At 41.1% G+C, this 18,657-nt stretch carries 20 protein-coding genes and 1 pseudogene; 1 reads left to right on the top strand and 20 read right to left on the bottom strand.

What is annotated here, in order from left to right:
- Window positions 1-235: 235 nt before the first annotated feature.
- The 6 genes and pseudogenes from QLQ22_RS07325 to QLQ22_RS07300 all read right to left on the bottom strand — a co-directional run bounded on the left by QLQ22_RS07325 (window position 236) and on the right by QLQ22_RS07300 (window position 4,308).
- A complete protein-coding gene (locus tag QLQ22_RS07325; protein ID WP_284016338.1) occupies window positions 236-1,081 on the bottom strand; it encodes an SDR family oxidoreductase in 846 nt (281 codons plus the stop codon).
- Window positions 1,059-2,150, bottom strand: a complete 1,092-nt coding sequence (gene uxuA, locus QLQ22_RS07320; protein ID WP_284016337.1) for a mannonate dehydratase — start codon at window positions 2,148-2,150, stop codon at window positions 1,059-1,061. The genes QLQ22_RS07325 and uxuA overlap by 23 nt, the downstream gene beginning before the upstream one ends.
- A 21-nt stretch (window positions 2,151-2,171) precedes the next feature.
- Complete coding sequence (gene uxaC, locus QLQ22_RS07315; RefSeq protein ID WP_223440763.1) at window positions 2,172-3,578, bottom strand: glucuronate isomerase; 1,407 nt, start codon at window positions 3,576-3,578, stop codon at window positions 2,172-2,174.
- Window position 3,579: 1 nt separating this feature from the next.
- On the bottom strand, window positions 3,580-3,825 hold the full coding sequence (locus QLQ22_RS07310; protein WP_275976757.1) for a DUF5110 domain-containing protein: 246 nt from the start codon (window positions 3,823-3,825) through the stop codon (window positions 3,580-3,582).
- A 102-nt stretch (window positions 3,826-3,927) separates the two neighbouring features.
- Window positions 3,928-4,128: pseudogene (locus QLQ22_RS07305) on the bottom strand (hypothetical protein); the annotation flags it as partial.
- A gap of 15 nt (window positions 4,129-4,143) precedes the next feature.
- A complete protein-coding gene (locus QLQ22_RS07300) occupies window positions 4,144-4,308 on the bottom strand; it encodes a hypothetical protein (protein WP_223440759.1) in 165 nt (54 codons plus the stop codon).
- Between the two features lie 449 nt (window positions 4,309-4,757).
- On the opposite strand from QLQ22_RS07300, the gene QLQ22_RS07295 reads away from it, so the two are divergent.
- On the top strand, window positions 4,758-5,753 hold the full coding sequence (locus QLQ22_RS07295; protein WP_284016336.1) for a LacI family DNA-binding transcriptional regulator: 996 nt from the start codon (window positions 4,758-4,760) through the stop codon (window positions 5,751-5,753).
- 1,148 nt (window positions 5,754-6,901) lie between these two features.
- Here QLQ22_RS07295 and QLQ22_RS07290 read toward each other — a convergent pair.
- The 14 genes from QLQ22_RS07290 to QLQ22_RS07235 form a co-directional block, all read right to left on the bottom strand.
- The gene (locus QLQ22_RS07290; RefSeq protein WP_223440757.1) at window positions 6,902-7,399 is read right to left on the bottom strand and encodes a DinB family protein; all 498 of its coding nucleotides are present in this window, start codon (window positions 7,397-7,399) and stop codon (window positions 6,902-6,904) included.
- A 493-nt stretch (window positions 7,400-7,892) separates the two neighbouring features.
- Entirely contained in the window at window positions 7,893-8,648 is a 756-nt protein-coding gene (locus QLQ22_RS07285) for a Sapep family Mn(2+)-dependent dipeptidase (protein WP_240549838.1), read from the bottom strand.
- A 394-nt stretch (window positions 8,649-9,042) separates the two neighbouring features.
- Window positions 9,043-9,378: a copper homeostasis protein CutC gene (locus tag QLQ22_RS25115; protein ID WP_223443235.1), complete on the bottom strand. Its 336-nt coding sequence runs from the start codon at window positions 9,376-9,378 to the stop codon at window positions 9,043-9,045.
- On the bottom strand, window positions 9,327-9,479 hold the full coding sequence (locus QLQ22_RS25110; protein WP_223440755.1) for a copper homeostasis protein CutC: 153 nt from the start codon (window positions 9,477-9,479) through the stop codon (window positions 9,327-9,329). The genes QLQ22_RS25115 and QLQ22_RS25110 overlap by 52 nt, the downstream gene beginning before the upstream one ends.
- 15 nt (window positions 9,480-9,494) lie before the next feature.
- A complete protein-coding gene (locus QLQ22_RS07280) occupies window positions 9,495-9,959 on the bottom strand; it encodes a hydrogenase maturation protease (protein WP_223440754.1) in 465 nt (154 codons plus the stop codon).
- Window positions 9,959-11,365: a nickel-dependent hydrogenase large subunit gene (locus QLQ22_RS07275; protein ID WP_223440752.1), complete on the bottom strand. Its 1,407-nt coding sequence runs from the start codon at window positions 11,363-11,365 to the stop codon at window positions 9,959-9,961. The genes QLQ22_RS07280 and QLQ22_RS07275 overlap by 1 nt, the downstream gene beginning before the upstream one ends.
- Window positions 11,358-12,266 (bottom strand): hydrogenase small subunit, encoded by a 909-nt coding sequence (locus QLQ22_RS07270; RefSeq protein ID WP_284016335.1) that lies wholly within the window; start codon window positions 12,264-12,266, stop codon window positions 11,358-11,360. The genes QLQ22_RS07275 and QLQ22_RS07270 overlap by 8 nt, the downstream gene beginning before the upstream one ends.
- The gene (locus QLQ22_RS07265) at window positions 12,263-12,742 is read right to left on the bottom strand and encodes a cytochrome b5 domain-containing protein (protein WP_070875097.1); all 480 of its coding nucleotides are present in this window, start codon (window positions 12,740-12,742) and stop codon (window positions 12,263-12,265) included. Before QLQ22_RS07265 ends, QLQ22_RS07270 begins: the two co-directional genes overlap by 4 nt.
- 57 nt (window positions 12,743-12,799) lie before the next feature.
- Window positions 12,800-13,807 (bottom strand): hydrogenase expression/formation protein HypE, encoded by a 1,008-nt coding sequence (gene hypE / locus QLQ22_RS07260; RefSeq protein WP_223440750.1) that lies wholly within the window; start codon window positions 13,805-13,807, stop codon window positions 12,800-12,802.
- A gap of 2 nt (window positions 13,808-13,809) precedes the next feature.
- Window positions 13,810-14,916, bottom strand: a complete 1,107-nt coding sequence (gene hypD / locus QLQ22_RS07255) for a hydrogenase formation protein HypD (RefSeq protein WP_223440749.1) — start codon at window positions 14,914-14,916, stop codon at window positions 13,810-13,812.
- Window positions 14,891-15,124: a HypC/HybG/HupF family hydrogenase formation chaperone gene (locus tag QLQ22_RS07250; protein ID WP_223440748.1), complete on the bottom strand. Its 234-nt coding sequence runs from the start codon at window positions 15,122-15,124 to the stop codon at window positions 14,891-14,893. The genes hypD and QLQ22_RS07250 overlap by 26 nt, the downstream gene beginning before the upstream one ends.
- Window positions 15,125-15,130: 6 nt before the next feature.
- Window positions 15,131-17,434, bottom strand: coding sequence for a carbamoyltransferase HypF (hypF, locus tag QLQ22_RS07245; protein ID WP_284016334.1), 2,304 nt, complete (start codon window positions 17,432-17,434; stop codon window positions 15,131-15,133).
- Complete coding sequence (hypB, locus tag QLQ22_RS07240; protein WP_223440746.1) at window positions 17,419-18,081, bottom strand: hydrogenase nickel incorporation protein HypB; 663 nt, start codon at window positions 18,079-18,081, stop codon at window positions 17,419-17,421. The genes hypF and hypB overlap by 16 nt, the downstream gene beginning before the upstream one ends.
- Window positions 18,071-18,421 (bottom strand): hydrogenase maturation nickel metallochaperone HypA/HybF, encoded by a 351-nt coding sequence (locus QLQ22_RS07235; protein WP_240549818.1) that lies wholly within the window; start codon window positions 18,419-18,421, stop codon window positions 18,071-18,073. The genes hypB and QLQ22_RS07235 overlap by 11 nt, the downstream gene beginning before the upstream one ends.
- Between the last annotated feature and the right edge of the window lie 236 nt (window positions 18,422-18,657).

Here is an 18,657-nt window from a genome sequence, read left to right as displayed (position 1 = left end):
CTTGGAATTAGGATTGAAAGTCTTGGAATAAAGTTTCAAAGTCTCTGGATTATCTCGTATTATGCTATTTTCCTTCACCTTTACCACAATAAATAAGGAAAACCAGTCATCTAACCCGTGTTCCCTGAGGTAGTTCTATTCTTTAGAATGACTTTCCTTCAAAATAAAAACGAACCCTCTCAAGGAAGGTTCGTTTTCAATCTAATTTATCCACCAAACGAATAGTCAGCTGTCATCAAACTCCTGAATAAGCTGAAAATCCGCCATCGACCGGAATCACCGTTCCAGTCACAAATCGGGATGCTTCATTGCTGACAAGCCAAAGCAGCGTTCCATTCAAATCCTCAGGATCTCCAAATCTCTCGAGCGGTGTCTGGTTAAGAATCTTTTTAGCCCGATCTGTGTAGCTGCCGTCTGTATTCGTTAATAAATTTCGATTTTGCTCCGTTAAAAAGAAGCCCGGTGCAATGGCATTAACGCGTATGCCTGCCTTAGACATATGCACAGCCAGCCATTGAGTAAAGTTGCTGACTGCCGCTTTTGCCCCGCTGTAAGCTGGAATTTTTGTCAGTGGGGTATAGGCATTCATTGATGAGACATTAATGATCACATCACCTTCGCCCATATCTCTGCCAAACACTTGAGTGGCCTGCAGGGTTCCGAGAAAGTTCAAATCAAAGACTGAACGGACCCCTTCTGAATCCAAATCAAAAAACGTATTGATTTCTGAGTCTTTCAAATCCTCATTGAAATAGTATTCTTTATCCGTATTCCCTTTAGGGTGATTTCCCCCTGCACCATTTATTAGAATGCTGCAGGGGCCAAGCTTTTCATTCACTTCTGCTTTTGCCCGCTCAAGACTTGTTTTATCAAGCACATCAGCAGATAGTGCTATAGCCGTCCCGCCATCTGCACGAATTTCTTCGGCAACGCGTTCCACAGATTCCTGGCGTCTGCTTATGACTGCCGTTTTTGCTCCGCATGCTGCTAGAGCTTTGGCAAATTGGCTGCACAGAACACCGCTTCCACCAGTAATGACAGCCACTTTTCCCTCTAAATCAATTTGAAAAGGAATCTTCATATTTCTTCCCCGTTTCGCCTTGTCTGTTTTTTTCTTTTGTTGCAGCTTCCCACAAACCATTTAGATAGGTAGCACCAAGAGCGCGGTCATACAAACCATAACCCGGTTTTCCTGTTTCTCCCCAGATCATTCTGCCATGATCCGGTCTTGCCGGTCCTGAAAAATCAACTTCTCTTAAGGCACGGACAATCTCATACATATCCAATGAACCGTCCGTTGAAAGATGGGCAGATTCCTGAAAGGATTTTTCACCTGTCCATTTAATGTTTCTTAAGTGAACGAAATTGATCTTCCCTTTGCTGCCAAAATAACGGACAAATTCAGGGAAATCATGATCTGGATTTGCACCGAGCGAACCGCTGCATAAACAAAGTCCGTTATATGGACTTTCATATAGATTGACGAATCTGTCTAAGTTCTCTTTACTGTTAATAATTCTCGGCAGTCCGAAGATTGACCATGGCGGATCATCCGGATGAATGGCCATTTTGACTTCTTCTTCCTCAGCAACCGGAATGATTTCTTTAATAAAATACGAGAGATTCGCCCACAATTTCTCCTCCGATACATTCTGATACTGGTTCAGCAGGTTTTTTAATTGCTCCGGTTCATAGCTTGTGTCCCATCCCGGCAGCTTTAAGTCTCCGTTTATCGGATTCATTTGCTTTACTTTTTCTTCTTCATAAATAAGAGCAGTTGAGCCATCTTCTAATTCATAGTCAAGTGATGAACGAGTCCAGTCAAAGACAGGCATAAAGTTATAACATACAATTTTAATTCCAGCCCTGGATAAATTTCGAATCGTAGTTTTGTAGTTTTCTATATATCGATCTCTGGAAGGAAGGCCGAGCTTTATATCCTCATGAACAGGAACGCTCTCTATTACACTTAGGCTTAAGCCGCTCTCTTCAACCTTCTTTTTGAGCTCAATAATTTTGTCGTAAGGCCAGGCATCCCCGACAGGGATATCGTAAATAGCGGATACAATTCCAGTCATGCCCGGAATCTGGCGGATCTTTTGTAAGGTAACAGGATCATTGTCCCCATACCAGCGAAATGTCATTTGCATAAGCGTTTTCCCTCCATCTGATTATCTAGTAATCTCAAAATATGTTTTCGCATTGTTATAGCAAATATCCTGCACCATTTGACCGAGCAGTTCATAATCATCTGGTGCTTCGCCTTTGTGAACCCAGCCGCCGATTAAGTTACATAGAATTCTGCGGAAGTATTCATGTCTTGTATAAGACAGGAAACTGCGGGAATCCGTCACCATGCCTACAAAATTGCTGATCAGTCCTATACTTGCAAGGTCTGTCATCTGGCGGATCATCCCGTCTTTTTGATCGTTAAACCACCAGCCTGTGCCAAATTGAAGCTTCCCTCTTGCTTCTTCATTTTGAAAGTTCCCGACGGCTGAAGCGATGATCGGATTATGAGCAGGATTCAAATTATAGAGAATAGTCTTTGGCAGCTCATTCTCTCTGTCAAGACGACTCAGAAACTGATTCAGCGGCTTTGCCAGTTCAAAATCGTTCATGGAATCAAACCCAGCATCAGGACCTATTTTCTCAAACATTTTTGAATTGTTATTGCGGATCGCCCCAATGTGAAGCTGCATTGCCCAGCCATGAGAATGATACAATTTTCCGAGATGAAGAAGTGTATATGTCTTATACTTATTTTCTTCAGATAAGGTGATGGATTGACCTTGAATGGCCTTATCAAATATCGCTGAAACTTCTTCCAGTGCTGCTTCTTCATAGAAAAGATGGTCAAAACCATGATCTGACACTCTGCACCCTGCTTCGTCGAAATAATCGACCCTATTTTCAAAAGCCTTTAATAAATCTTGGTAGCCTTTGATTTCGATATTTGCTGCTTTAGACAGCTTCTCTATGTAACGAAGAAAACCTTGCTGCGTAATTTCTATGCCTTTATCAGGACGAAAAGCTGGCAGAACAGCTGTCTCTATCCTTTCATTTGCCCGAATTTCCTTATGATAGGCAAGTGAATCTGCCGGATCATCTGTTGTGCAAATCACATGAACGTTTGATTTTTTAATGATGGACTGAGCAGAAAAATCCTTCTGCTGAAGCAGATGATTGCAGCTCTCCCAGATTTCGTCTCCTGTTTTTTCACTCAGCGGCAAATCGATGTTGAAATACCGCTTCAGCTCCAAGTGAGTCCAATGATAAAGGGGATTGCCTATACAGGATGGCATTGTTTTTGCCCATGCATCAAACTTTTCCTTATCGCTTGCATTGCCTGTAATCAGATCTTCGCTGATGCCGTTTGCACGCATGGCTCTCCATTTGTAGTGATCGCCGTTCAGCCAGATTTCTGTCAAGTTTCGGAATTGCTTGTTTTCCGCAATTTCTTCAGGACTCAAATGACAGTGGTAATCATAGATCGGCATTTCTTTTGCATATTCATGGTAGAGAATCCTAGAGCTTTCGTAATCTAATAGAAAATCGTCATCCATAAATTTTTTCACTTCAGATTTCCTCCTGTTTCAAATAGATTTGATCTCCGCTTTTATACTCTGCACTGTCTATAATCAGCTTTCTTTTTTCACCCTGCGGCAAAATAAATGCTGCTGTGTCATATGGAAGAGTGAAATTCCCCTCTATTTCAGCGTTTATATGAATCTCTGTTTCTGTTGTATTCATTTTGACAGCCACATAAGCGAAGTCTTCTTTGTATTGTGCTGTCACGCCGTCATCTTCATATAATCTGTACACGGATTCACTGCTGCCCTTTCCAGGGAATAACAGAAACCCTCTTTCATCTTTATGTTTATCAGCAAATGAAACGTCCGCCAGATTAACAGGAAGGATGCTTCCTCCTTTTACAAGCAGGGGAACATAATGAAGAGGTGCGGGAATGGTAACCGTCTGTCCGCCTTCAAACCATGTTCCTTCATGGAAGTCATACCAGCCTCCGTCGTGCTGCGGCAAATAGACGTCCCGCTGTTTTTTCCCTTTTTCTACAACAGATGCGACTAACAGGTTATCTCCGAGCATAAAATCATCGTTTTCTTCAAATGTCGTGTCATCATGCTATCTCGCAAACTCAGTCAGCGATTTATGCACAGGGTGCGTTTCGCTTTGGTTATGTGCGAGCCTCATCGTAATCGATCCATGACTTGATGCCTGTGTGCTGCATGCAGACAATACGCCAGCTGCAAGCAGGCAGATCATCATAAATGCCATCCATTTTTTCAAATGCCATCCCTCCTGAAATTATACTGCCCCTTTGTTAACGGTTACATTTTTAATTAAGGCTGTTTCGCATAGAATGTTGTTTTTGATGATACAATGTTGTCCGTTCCCTTTCCGCTCCAGGAACTTGCTTTCCGCGCTCCGGCTGGGAGCCTCCTCGGCTTTGCCTGTGGGGTCTCCCATTTCCCTCTATTTTCCCACAGGAGCAAGTTCCTTCCGCTACAATCCACTCATGGTTTTAAATATCTACATTTAAAGCAACAAAGTTTACGAGAAGAGTCTTAATTAACAACGTTGTTATTTTTATTCGCAAAATAACAACGTTGTTATTTTTCATCAAAAAGCATGTTATTCTTCAGCTTTTTATACTATACTACAAGTAACAACGTTGTTATTTTTCAGTATAATATGTATTCCGAAAATTTTCAACAATTCCTTTTGGAGGATTTAAAATGAGTGTGACGATTAAAGATATCGCAAGGGAGTCTGGAGTCAGTTATTCAACTGTCTCAAAGGCGCTTAATAACAGCCCGCTTGTTAAGCCTGAAACGAAGAAAAAAGTCCTTGAAACAGCAAATATGCTCGGATATACGCCTAACTTTGCCGCTAAAAACCTTGTCTCTAAAAAAAGCAGAACGATTGGGCTTGTGTGGCCTGCAATTGACCGGATTGCCCTAACAGCCCTTGTTTCAAAGATAAATGAACTTGTAACAGCTGAAAATTATTTTATGATTCTCTCAGTGGATGAAGCAGACAAGGCCATTGGGATGTTCATAGGATTCCAAGTGGACGGTGTCATGATTTTTGAAGAAGGCAGAGAAACCATGCTCCATTCAGATGTCTTCTCTTCTATCCCGATCCTTTCATACGGTGTATCAGGGGATCATGTTTACCCGATCATTGACGTAAATCATAAAAAAGCCATTCACCTGGCAGTCAGCCACTTGATAGAATTGGGACATTCGAGTCTTTCCTATATTGGGGATGCCACTCCCGGAGATAAGCGGCAAACTGAGAAGCTGAATGGGTTCTATGAAGCTATGGAAAATGCCGGTCTGACTGTTCATGAAAATAGCATCGGCAATACTAAAGGACTGAGCTGGTATGATGGGTATCTTGCAGCAAAAGAATTGCTTAAAACAAGCAAGCCAACAGCCCTGATCAGCGGAAGCTATGATATCAGCGTCGGGGTTCTGCGTGCTGCCAAAGAACTGAAAATCAGAATTCCTGAAGACCTTTCTGTTATCTCCTATGATAATATTCCGCAGATGGCAAGCCTTGAAACAGAGCTTACAAGTGTTGGTGTCCCGATCGAACAATTAGCTGAGAAAATGGTCACATCATTACTTTCTCTAATTGAACACCCAGATTCTATCAATCTTACTCAGCTGATGGAGCCAAAGCTGGCACTTAGAAAATCAGCAAAATCTCTGCAAAAACACCTCTGATCAAATATTAAGGGGTTCCGTTTTTGGAAGGAAAACCTAAAAATACACGGTATTTAGCACCGTGAATAGCATTAGAATTAGCACGCTAATTCGCACCGCTTTTAGCGGTGCTTTTTTGCATAATAAAACTCAGTTCTTTATTGATCTGAGTTAATAGGTTATTCCATTAAAGCCCCCTTTAATGGAATAACCTAAAAGCAAATGCGATTGCATAAAGCGGTACTCCGACAATTAACATTCCAGCTAAAAGGTAACATATACTTTTGAAAATAAACTTAATGAAATCATAGATTGCACCAGACAAATCATCAATAAACTTGTTCACATTCACACCCACCAACTCTATTTTTTGCTATAGGAATCCAGCCCAATATCTTAATACCAATTATTTCAAATTGAGGTCGTATTAACAACAAAAAACTGCATAAAAAGAGGACTTATCTTATTCCGGATAAGCCCCCTTTAATTGAATAAAAAAACTCTTTTAAAATAAGATTGGTTTGAACAAATAAATAGTAAAACGAATAGAAAATAGATATCAGCCCTGTTAACATTCCAAAGCTTTTAACTTTTTCTTTATTAAGCGAAATAAAGAATACACCAGTACCCCATTTCAAATTGCAAAATACCAAAAACAAAACCTAAAACGCCAACTATTTGAATTAAAGAAATTATTCTTGTCTTTATTTCATTAAACTGGACAAATCTTCAATAAGGAAAAGAGCAATCACTCTCTGCTGCAATCACTCTCTGCTGCAATCGCCCCCATTGTTGAATAAAGGACACGATTCACTATTTGTGTATTGCGCCCGATTGTGGAATATCAAGATGAGATTATTGCCTTTTGCTTGTTAAACTAAAGCCCCTTTACTTTAAGTACAGGACTTCACAATCTTTTTTTACACCTCATTAAACTCATTTCCTAAATGTGTTGTACATGCAAAAGACGCCTTCTTATTTAAGAAAAGCGCCCGACTGTTGAACAATGAAATATGCGAAAGATCGCTCTGCAATACGTTCTAATTTATTTGACTAACACACCCGTTTAGCCATAAAATCAACCGCTTCACCAGAGAGAATGAAAAGGGCTTCACACCGTCAATATTGCTTCTACGGCTGGGCGAGGAATGTCGCTGAATTATGGTGCTTTAGGACCAATCAACGCCACCCCAAGAGGATTGCAACTTTCGCAACAGAACAATTTGACCGAGATGATACGTATCGTGCATCATGATATTGCTGAGTAAACGCTCAATAGAGTACCTGTTAGCTGCATACGGGGCTTTTAACTTTTCATCGTCAAGGTCCGCAATGACCGTTTTTAATTCATTCATGACTTCATTAAGGCGCTGCACTGTCTGAGCCCACACAATTTCGTCTTCTGGATCCCCCGGATTTCCAAAGGTTTCTTCATTGTCTTCTGCCTTATGCGGATTCTCCGTGCCCTTAATTCGATGGATTACGTCTTCATTCCAAAATATCAAATGGTTGACAATCTGCCAAATCGAATTGCTGATTCCCGAACTTGTCCATGCAGCCTCAGCTGCGATGACTCCATGAAGCGCCTGATCCATGGATGCAAACCAATCATTCTCATGACAATGCATGTCGAGTTGTTCTAAAAACATTTTGGTTACAACTTGCATACAACCAATCTCCTCACTGTTTAGTGTAATCTTTCAAAGTTAAAAGACACGAAAAAATCTGACTATATTATAAATTAATCGGTCCTAAAAAGGTAAAAACCAAAACCAAGTGGTCCCTTCCATATTGGACATACCTTTCTCTACAGCTTCTAATCCTCTCCAACATGGCAGGGTAATCCGAAATTTCCGGGTGACGATAACAATAATCCTCAATCAATTTCAAAAAAGCCATTCATACGCATAAAATAACTTTCATTTTCGACTGTCGGCCATATAACGAAAAAATATTCTCAATGAAATACTCCATTCTTTTATTCTGAGAATACAACAAAACCATGATTACTATGACTTATTCGGCTCATCCAGCTTTTATTCCTTCATCATGACAAATAAAGTACCCTATAGGGCAGACCTTTTTAAGTGTCTACTCTATAGGGTACTTTTTATTTTTCTGGTTGACCTGTTGACTAAACTACAAACCTGGCCTTTGATTTTATAAGTGGCTTAATTCATATAATGCTTTGGCATAGATAGCTGTCGCTTTGATTAAATCATCGATTTCTATAAATTCATCATTTTGGTGAGAGCTGTCTACCTTACCAGGGAAAAGCGCACCGTAAGCCACTGCATTTTTCATTAACGCTGCATATGTTCCCCCGCCCGATGTTAAAAGTGTGGGTTCATCCCCTGTAATCGATTGATAAGCCGATTGTAGTGTTTTAATCATTGGATGATCGGCAGGGATATAATGTGGAGAGAATTGTTGCGCATCAGCGATTGTAAAATGGCAGGTCTCAGCTTTTTTCGTGATCATTTCAATGGTATGTTGGTAATCTTTATTTAATGGGAATCGAATGTTCAACTGAATTGAGCCACCAGCTGTATGATTATAATTAAAAATGCCGGCATTAACCGTTAAAGGTCCGAGCACATCTTCACTGTATTGGATTCCCAACTTTTCCCCAAAAGGATCACTATATAGGCTGTTTTCGGCAAATGTGATAAATGATTGGTCACTACCCGCAAAGCTTAATGAGTTTAAGAAATGCAGGCACTCCAGTCCAGCATTCAATCCATTTTGCGGTTCCATTCCATGCACGGTTTTACCGTAAAGGGTTAAAGTAATCGTTTCATCAGACTTGCTGACCTCTCCATGCAGCTCCTGTTCCGTACAATATGTTTTAAAACGATTCACAAGTTCCTCAGGTTGTTTCGTTTTAATTACAGCAGCGGCTTTCCCAGGTACCATGTTTCCCCTGTCACCCGAAGAAAAGTTAACTAAAATAGTTCCATGTTTTTCTTCTTCACTCCTTAAGCACAGCTTCACCTTCTTCAAGTTATTCAACGACTCTGTGGGAGCATACTTCATCTCAAGGCTACGGCAGAGGAATGCTTTTTAGACATTCCGATTGGTATGGCAAAACAGCTAATATGGCTTTGGATTGGAACAACAAGGCTTCGGCAATTGAAATTAAGTAAAATAGATTTTTTCAAGAATTACTAATTCTCGCTACAAACTTTACAAATAGACCCATCAAAAAACAGCCAAAGCAAGCCAAAACCATTATCCCAATGAAAAAGATATTATAAACGAACAAAAAAGCTCCAGGCATTAATGCTTGGAGCTTTTTTTAATTGCAGTTCTATTCTACGATTTTCCTGATCGCTTTTATTTGAATGAGATCGATAGGATTACTATAATTCGATTCATAACGGATTCCCGAACCAAAGTGAACTTCTCTCACGTTCACTTTTTCTAAGAATGCAGGTAAGTTTTGAGGGGTTAACCCTGATCCTGCCATAATTGAAAGACCCGTTCCGGCTGATAGATCTGCTAGCTGACTCAGCTCTTCTATTGCTTCTGTAGCTTTATCTTTGCTGCCAGATGTGAGTACTCTAGATATGGCAGGGTACTTTTGAAGAATACCTAAAGCAGTGACCTGATAATCGACCTCGTCAAACGCGCGGTGAAAGGTAATATCAACCCCTTTGATGCGCGAATCATCACATTCACCGGAATCGTTAATCCGCTGCAGACACTTATAATTAATCCATAGCTAGGCGTAAGCCCGCCTTCCATTAATCCAGTGACGTTTTACACTTCCTCTTTTTCCTTTATTAATTCCCGGATCGCCTTCCTTGTCTCCTCTAAAATCTCATCCCATTTTTCTGTAAGCATGTCGCTCAGACCTATATGAAAATCAATTTGATAAGGTTCCACACCTATTAGAAATCCCTTTATCGTTTTTCTTTGCTGATACAGCACTTCAAATAAATGAAGGTTGTGCGGAGAGATATCAAGTGTCCGGTGTTCATGTAATGCTGCCAGAGGATAGATTGATAATTGTCCGGCTTGTTTGCCGGAGGATACAGCATCGAGAATTATCACAAACGATGCTCCGTCAATCACTTCGATACAATAATCAATATCTGATTCACCTATTCTATAATCGATGCTTGGATAATGATCAAGCTTCGCCAGCTCTTCTGTAAGATAGATTCCAGCTCCATCGTCCATCATTAATTGATTTCCAATCCCCAATACGATGATTTTTTCCATTAAAATACCTTAATGGTTTTAACTTGTTTTCCAGGAATGTATACATGTGTCGCACAAGACATACATGGATCAAAGGAACGAAGGATTCTTCCAATCTCAGCTGGATTATCAAGATTCTCAATTGGTGTGCCGATTAACGCTTCTTCTGCAACGCCTCTGTATCCCTTTTCATCTCTGGTGGAAAAATCCCATGTTGATGGGGTGATAATTTGATAGTATGATAATTTTTTATCATCTATTTTAAGCCAATGCCCTAAAGCGCCTCTTGTTGTATCGACAAGCCCTCTTCCTGATGCAGTTTGCGGAAGCTCATATTTTTTTTGAACATCTACATCCGGGATAAGCTCTTTTAATAATATTTTCATAATTTCTGTTATTTTTTTCGCTTCAAGTGCTCTGGCAATTGTCCGATCCATGGCTGAAATTCCATTGCTGTATGAACCGCTTAAGATTAATCTCGCCAGCGGGCCAACTTCAAAGGGAAGATTATTGTACCTTGGCGCTTTTACCCAGGAGTATGCTTTCTCTTTATCCATGTCAGGCTCAGGCACCTCTGCATCAGGCCCGTATGTGCTTTCTTTTGCTGTGTAATAGGAGTAATCAATTTTTTCCGTGATTTTGTTCTCATTAAAAGCTTCTACAGTGCCGAGAACAGATACCAGAGGATTGACATATAACGTTCCCAGCTCTTTATAATCATTAAAGGCACCATAGGTCAAAAGATTGCCGTATCCTCCGCCTAATCGGAAGTACTCCGGATAATACCTGGCAATCTCATATACATCAGGTATCATTTTTTCATCTATAAATAAGATGATCTCCTCAAGAATGGAATCAATATGAACGACTTTTTCTGCTGTTGCCTGCGCCGTAATACCTCCAATAAATACGCCATGATTATGAGGAGCCTTCCCCCCTAATACCGCCAGCATTTGATGTGCTGACCGGCTTATCGCGAGTGAATCGAAGTAATGGTTTGAAATCCTGTCATTTATTGCTTTGGGCAGTCTAAAATCGCCATGGTCTGATAGAAAAAGAGAATTTTGTTCAATTTTCACATAATCCGGAACCGTATATTGATAAAAATGGCGAATGTGATTCTGCAGAAACTCACAGCAATGAATGATATCTCTAAGATACCTTCCTTGTTCCATCGGTTCTATGTTTAGTGCATCTTCTAATGCCAATGATGAGGCCATCGAATGTGCTGCTGAGCAAATTCCGCATATTCGCTGTGTGAAATAAACCGCATCAAACGGATTTCTCCCTACTAACATTTGCTCAAATCCCCGAAATAAATTCCCTTTTGTTTTGGCATCTGCCACTTTATTATTTTCCACGAGAACATCAATTTCCATAAAACCGCTTATTCGCGTCAAAGGATTAATAACAATTCTTTTACTCATCATCCACCACCCTTGTCGTGTCAAAGCTTATGAATGGAGCCATTGCATCCGGAAACCCAAACTGTGCACAGCCTATGCATGGCGTGTTATCTCCGATCGGCCAGTTCACGTGTCCGTTCCATTGTCTCGTTGGACAATCTACCCTTGTTACAGGACCTCTGCATCCGAGCTTAAAAAGACATGTTTTATCCCCTAATTTTTCTGCGAAAATACCGCGGTCAAAAAATGGCCGTCTTGGGCAGCGGTCATGGATAAGCGTGCTGTAAAACATCAGCGGACGACCTAGCTTATCTGTATCAGGTTCGCCGTATAAAAGGAGATGAGCTAATGTCCCCAAAAACCAGTCTGGATGAACGGGGCAACCCGGCAGTTTGATCATTTTTTCATCAGGAAGGACGGTTTGAAGACCGACAGATTCAGATGGATTTGGTTTAGCAGCAGAGACTCCGCCGTGTGTGGCGCATGCGCCGACTGCTAAAATATGTGATGCCTTCGCTCCAAGCATTGTTGCTGCCTGAAGACCTGTGAGCGGTTTTCCCTGCCAGCTTCCGATGATATTGTATAAGCCCTTGTTTTTTAAAGCGACAGCGCCTTCAACGGCAAGGATATAGTCTCCCTCATCCAGAGCCTTCATCATTTTCTCAATAGCCCGCTCTCCTTCTGATGCCATTAAACTATTACTATAGCGAAGGTTAACCATTGAATTTAAGGTATACTCAAAATCTGGATTTTGTCCGTTCAGCAGCGAAATAATATTCCCCGAACACCCATTCAGCTCTAAATAAACTAGATTTTTCTTCTTGATTAACCCCTTATTGATGCTATTCATTGCTGTATTGGTTAATCTTGCGGCTATGGCTTCGTTCGTTAATGGCTCCGGCGGCAATATGTGCTGTTTCATGATGATAACCTCCCCACGGCTGGAAGCGTGCTTAATATTGCTTCTTGCCCGGCATGACAAGAGGCAAATTCTGCTGAATATTCTTTACCTGCAGTTAAAGCAAAGTGAGTGGCAGCTGCCCATGCTCTGTTGTTCGTGACATCATAAACGGTGCCATTAACGGCGACATAGGCAGGCTTGCCGTTTTTCCCGTCATTGACTGCTAATTCTTCAATTGTAAAAGTACGCTGCCGTGATTTTGAGATGGATGGATTAGGGTAAGGTGCCTGATTTGACATTAGAAAGCGATTATTCGTCATACATTGATTTGCCATCTGGTTACTGTGGAAGGAAATCATTGAAAGTGTATTCCATAATCGCTGAAGATGTTGCTGATTCGCTGTTGGATTCCGCAAGTTCGACATGGTATAGATGTCATAACGCGCCTGAGCAATAAGGTCATTCAGCTGCATTCTGAGCAGTTCGGTGTTTTGCATGATGTTCTCTCCTTAAGGCACATTTTCATCCTCTCTAATGCATATGATTCAGCTTCCCTAACATATTCTAGGTAAAATCATGCCCGCGAGCCGATGCAGGCGTCTTGTTGTGCCTATAGGGGTTTTCAGGAGTAGTTTACCGCCTTGATTCTGACAGGATGTGACCTGGCCAATCACACATGCATTTTGACCATATTCATGGTTCTTTAAAATTCTCAGTACTTTTTGCTTCTGATTTTCATCAACTATTATCACGACTTTTCCCTCATTTGCCAGATAAAGAGGATCAAAGCCCAAAATATCACATGCACCTCTAACATCTTTACGAATCGGAACTGCGATTTCATCTAACTCAACAGTAAAGTGAAAGTCTTCACACAGTTCTACTAGAGTTGTCGCCAATCCGCCGCGGGTAGGATCCCGCATGATCCGAATGCCGTCGATTTCCTTCATGAGTTCATGAATAAGCTGGTTTAACGAGGTACAATCACTTTTCACGTCTGTCAACAACCCAAGTTCTTGGCGTGCACTGAGTATAGCGATCCCGTGATCCCCAATGGTTCCATTGATGATCACACAATCTCCCTCACGGATTTCTTTAGATTTTAGCCGATGATCCCGTATCTCCCCGATTCCAGCTGTATTTATGAATAAACCATCTGCACTTCCCTTTTCAACTACTTTTGTATCGCCTGCAACAATTTTCACTCCGGCTTTTAGAGCTTCTGCTGCCATACTCTTTACAATCTCTTTTAAGTCATTGAGAGGAAAGCCTTCTTCAATAATAAAACCCGCTGTCATAAAAAGAGGTATTGCCCCTGAAACAGCTAAGTCGTTCACTGTTCCTGTTACGGCTAACCTCCCTATGTTTCCTCCGGGAAAAAATAGGGGATTTACTACGAAGCTATCCGTTGTGACTGCGATTGTTTGCGAGGGAAAGGCAAGAACAGCAGAATCAAGCTGTGTTTGCTCTGAATGGCCGAATGATTGAATAAATACATCTTGTATGAGGTGATGAGTCAGTTCCCCGCCTTCTCCGTGAGCCAAACTGATTCGCTGAACCATGTCTATTCCTCCCTCATGTATTGGTAATGAGCAGCGCAGGTTCCTTCTGCAGATACCATGCAAGGTCCAATTGGATTGGATGGGGAGCAGCTTTTCCCAAAAAGCACGCACTCTTCCGGTGTGATTAATCCCCGAATGATTTCACCGCAGCGGCATTTTGTTTTTCTTGGTTCCCCTGTTGAAACCGTAAATTTCTTTTTCGCATCAAATTGGGCATATTTTTCTTTAAGCACTAATCCGCTTTTTGGTATCGCGCTCATCCCCCGCCATATTTCATCAAAGGGTTCAAAATACTTCTCCATTAAACGCTGAGCTGCAGGATTGCCATGATCTTTTACCAAATAGGTGTAATCATTCAGGATATCAGTCTTTTTCTCCAGCAAAAGCTGCAGCAATTTATAGATGCCGCTGAGTAATTGAACAGGTTCAAATCCAGTAATCACGCCTGAAATATTATACTCTTCGGATAAATAACTGTAGTTCTGCTTTCCTAAAACGACGGAAACATGCCCAGGCAAAAGAAACCCGTCCAATTTCACATCACCAGAATCAAGGAGCGCTCTCAATACAGGTTCTACTAGCTTAGTTGTCATCCACATGGAGTAATTCTTCAGCTTTTTCAGCTCTGCCTCGCGAATGGCCAGAGCGAGAATCGGAATCGTCGTTTCAAAACCTATTCCTAAAAAGATGACTTCTTTATCGGGATTTTCTTCCGCAATTTTCACACTATCAAGCGGAGAGTATACAACCCTGATATCCTTGCCTTCTGTTTTGGCTTTCATCAGGGTGAATTTAGACCCCGGCACGCGCATCATATCACCAAAGGTACATAGAATTCTCCCATTTCCTTCAGATAGCTGAATCATGGCATCGATCGATTTTTGATCCGTCACACATACCGGACAGCCTGGGCCGGCAATCAGCTTTACACAGTCTTTTAATCCGGTTTTGATGCCTGTCTTGGCGAATGCCATCGTATGTGATCCGCATACTTCCATAAAGACCGGCATTCTTCCTGTTTCTTCTTTAAACTTCCCTGCTAACTCTTTAACAGCTTCAAGCGAATGACGAGTCAAGATTGGATCAGAAAAGATGTCCATGGTTTCCATCTAATACATTCCTCCATTCCTCAATACTTTCTTTGGCATATTCCTCATCAACAATTGTCATTGCCTGCCCTGCATGCAGCAGAACATAATCATCTTCCTTGACCTCTGGAACAAATAAGATTCCGACATGCATTCTAGACCCCATAACATCTACCAGTGCTGACTCATCTATTATTTGGATGACTTTTGCAGGTACTCCTATGCACATATGAATTCACCGCCTTTGATTTCTTTCAGCCGCTGAAGCGATTATCAATTGTCCTAAAGCTAAACCGCCATCGTGGCATGGAATTTTACGATGGGAATAAACATGAAAGCTTTCCTTTTGAAGACCACTGGCTATCTCTTTAACTAGAAACCTATTTTGAAATGAACCTCCCGAGAGAACCACACTTCTATTTAATTCCGGTCTCTTTTTTGCAAGTGTGAGAACCATTTGGACACAGCTTTTAACAATCGTTTGATGAAAGATTTGGATGATTTTTTCAAGCGGGACAGCATTTTGCCGGTCTTTAATGATTTTTTTAATCATGGGAGATAAATCAAGCTGAAGCAGGATGTCCTTGTTTGTCTTAAGATGAAAAGGATACGATTCGTCCTTCTTTTCTATTTGAGGTTCATTCATATAATCCGATAATTTAATGGCTGCTTCACCTTCATATGTGGATGTTAGACAGATGCCAAGGATGGCACTCACTGCATCAAAAATTCGGCCGCACGTTCCTGCCATTGGAGTATTGATTTGTTTTTTAATCATCTGTTCGATGATGGCAATTTCGTGTGACTTGCCCGGGAATAGATTCACTGCTAATTCTTTGCCTTCTTCCGGCCAGTAATAAAGCAACATTCCTGCAGCATTTCTCCATGGATCTTTAACAGCTTTTTCTCCTCCAGGCAACGGGGTATAGTGCAAATGAGCCAGACGTTCGAATGAATCAGCATTTCCATACAAGCACTCGAAACCCCAAATATGACCATCTTCTCCGTAACCTGTTCCGTCCAAAATCAGGCCAAAGCATGGCTCCACAAGTCCGTTATCTTCCATACAGGACACATGATGGGCATGATGATGCTGGACAGGTACAAATTGGCCTTTTAGTTTGTCAGCCATTCGATGAGCTGCATAATGAGGGTGTTTATCAACAGCTATATATGTCTCATTCATGCCAAGCCAATCTTTAAAATGATCAAGCTGTGTTTCAAAGAAGTGAATCATTTCTTCATTATCTAAATCGCCTATATGGGGGCTCAATAAAATATGATCTTGCTTTCCGAGAGCAAACGTATTTTTTTGATTTCCGCCGAGGGCAATGATTCCATCAACTTTCGAATTCGTTTTAATGGGATCAGGAACAAATCCTCTGGCACGCCGTAAATACATCGGCTTTTCACCATCACTTTGAACAACAGAATCATCGATTGGAAGATAGATTTCTCTATTATGGGTTAAAACATAATCACAAAGTTCTTGTAAACAATTTATAGAACTGCCTCTGTATATGATGGGAAGGCCTGATGGATTAGCACTTGTCATGACAAGACATTCCAGCCTGTTTTTTTCAAACAGCAGATGATGTATTGGTGTGTAAGGCAGCATGATTCCTAAAGTAGATAAACCAGGTGAAAGATTTTCGGGTAATAAGCACGTTTTCTTCTTCCGCAGAACAACAATTGGCATTGCGGTATCTGTAAGCAATTCTGCTTCTCGGCTTGAGATATGACACAGCTCTCTTGCTGCCTCGATAGACTTTACCATGATGGCAAGCGGACGCTGCGGCCGTTTTTTCCTAAGCCTAATTTGATTAATGGCCCCCTCCTGATAAGCATCACATGCTAAATGGTAGCCTCCGATTCCTTTTATACCAATGATCGATCCGCCTTTTAAAAGATCGATTGTTTGACTGACTGCGAGTTGGTTTTCAGCCAGAGTATCCGTCTGCTGATTTTGCAAAATAAGCGCAGGTCCACACTCTGAACAGCAAATCGGCTGTGCATGATGACGCCGATTTAACGGATTTTCGTATTCTTTCCGGCATTCCTCGCACATTTTAAATGTTCTCATCGTAGTTTTGGGACGATCATAGGGCAAGTCCTTAATAATCGTATATCGTGGCCCACATTGAGTACAATTTATAAATGGATACTGAAACCGGCGATTAGACGGCTCTTTCATTTCTTCTAAACACTGTCTGCAAATACCCGCATCCGCTGCTATCCATGGAAGAGAAGAATGGCTGTTTATTTGACTTGCAGCTATCGTAAATTTTTTATAGTCAGAATGGGGAACTTGATGAATCGAGATCTCTTTCACTCTTGATATGGGAGGCGGAGACATTTTTAAATCGTCTACCGCTTTTATTAATGAAATTTCTTCTCCTTGAAAAATAATGATGACATGATCAACGTTGTTTTGGACGGTTCCTGTAAGCTGGTACTTTTTAGATAGTGAATAGATGAAGGGGCGGAAGCCGACCCCTTGTACCCTCCCCTTAACAATGATCTTTATTGTTTGATGCATTGGAAATGAGCGTCCTTTATCCAATTTATCCAGTCAACCATACCTTCTCCAGACTTTGCGGAAACCGCTTTAAACTGCGCCTGGGGATTGATTGCTTCTAAATCGCGTCTTGCTTCTTCAAGATTGAAAGATACATATGGCAAGAGGTCCACTTTATTAATGATAGTGAGATCTGTCCTCCTGAACATCACTGGATACTTTGGGATTTTATCATTGCCTTCTGGCACACTCAGGACAACTACCTTATAATGCTGTCCTAAATCATAGCCTGATGGGCAAACGAGGTTGCCGATATTTTCAATAAACAGAAGGTCAAACTGATCGAGCCGCTCAAATTGCGGGAGTTTTTTAGCAATCATTCTTGCATCAAGATGACACCCGCCCACAGTATTGATTTGAACCGTTTTGATTCCAAGTAACCGCAAGCGCTCTGCATCCCGGTCTGTGGCTAAATCGCCTTCAATCACTGCAATAGAATAGTCATCTTTTAATGCTTTAACCGTTTCTTCTAGTAAAGTCGTTTTACCGGCACCAGGGGAGCTCATTATGTTTATTACAAGCGTTTTGCTTGTTTCAAAGAGTACCCTATTAAATTCAGCTGCTTTATGATGATCTTTCAACACATCTTCTTCAATCTTAATTTTCATTCTCCTCACTCCCTTCATAAGAATCAACCCTGAACGCTTCCCCAGAAATGAGCAGACAATCTGGAATGCCGCACCTTGGGCATCGTGCTAATTGATAGTCTGGTTCAAACTCAAGATGACAGTTCTGACATTTTGACAGCGCAGGTTCCCGTATAATATGTAATTCGGTCTTTTCATTAATAGGAAAGCTGACAGTATCTTTCCTCAGATGAAAAAACGCAAGCTCAAGAGCGTCTGGAAGCACATTCGATAAATCTCCGACTATGACTTCTATTTGCGTCACTTTGCAGAACCCATGTAAAACAGCATCTTGGGAAACAATCTTTAGAATTTCTGACATGAGCGACATCTCATGCATGGAAAACACCTGCCATTATTAAGCGTTAATAAAGTTTATGCTAGGATTTATTAATGAGACCTGATGAAAATTTATGAATCAAAGATTTGTCGTTGAAAATACCTTATTCGATAATGATTGGAGTTTTGTTACTATTTAAGTATTGTAAATATTACCCATGATTCTATTTCAGATGTTCCGATATACCAAAACTATCAGAAACGAAAAAAAAGCTGCAG

The organism is Metabacillus hrfriensis (assembly GCF_030127205.1).
Classification (GTDB): domain Bacteria; phylum Bacillota; class Bacilli; order Bacillales; family Bacillaceae; genus Bacillus_P; species Bacillus_P dongyingensis.
Note: the sequence above shows the minus strand (reverse complement) of the source record. Positions and strands in the feature narration are given on the sequence as shown.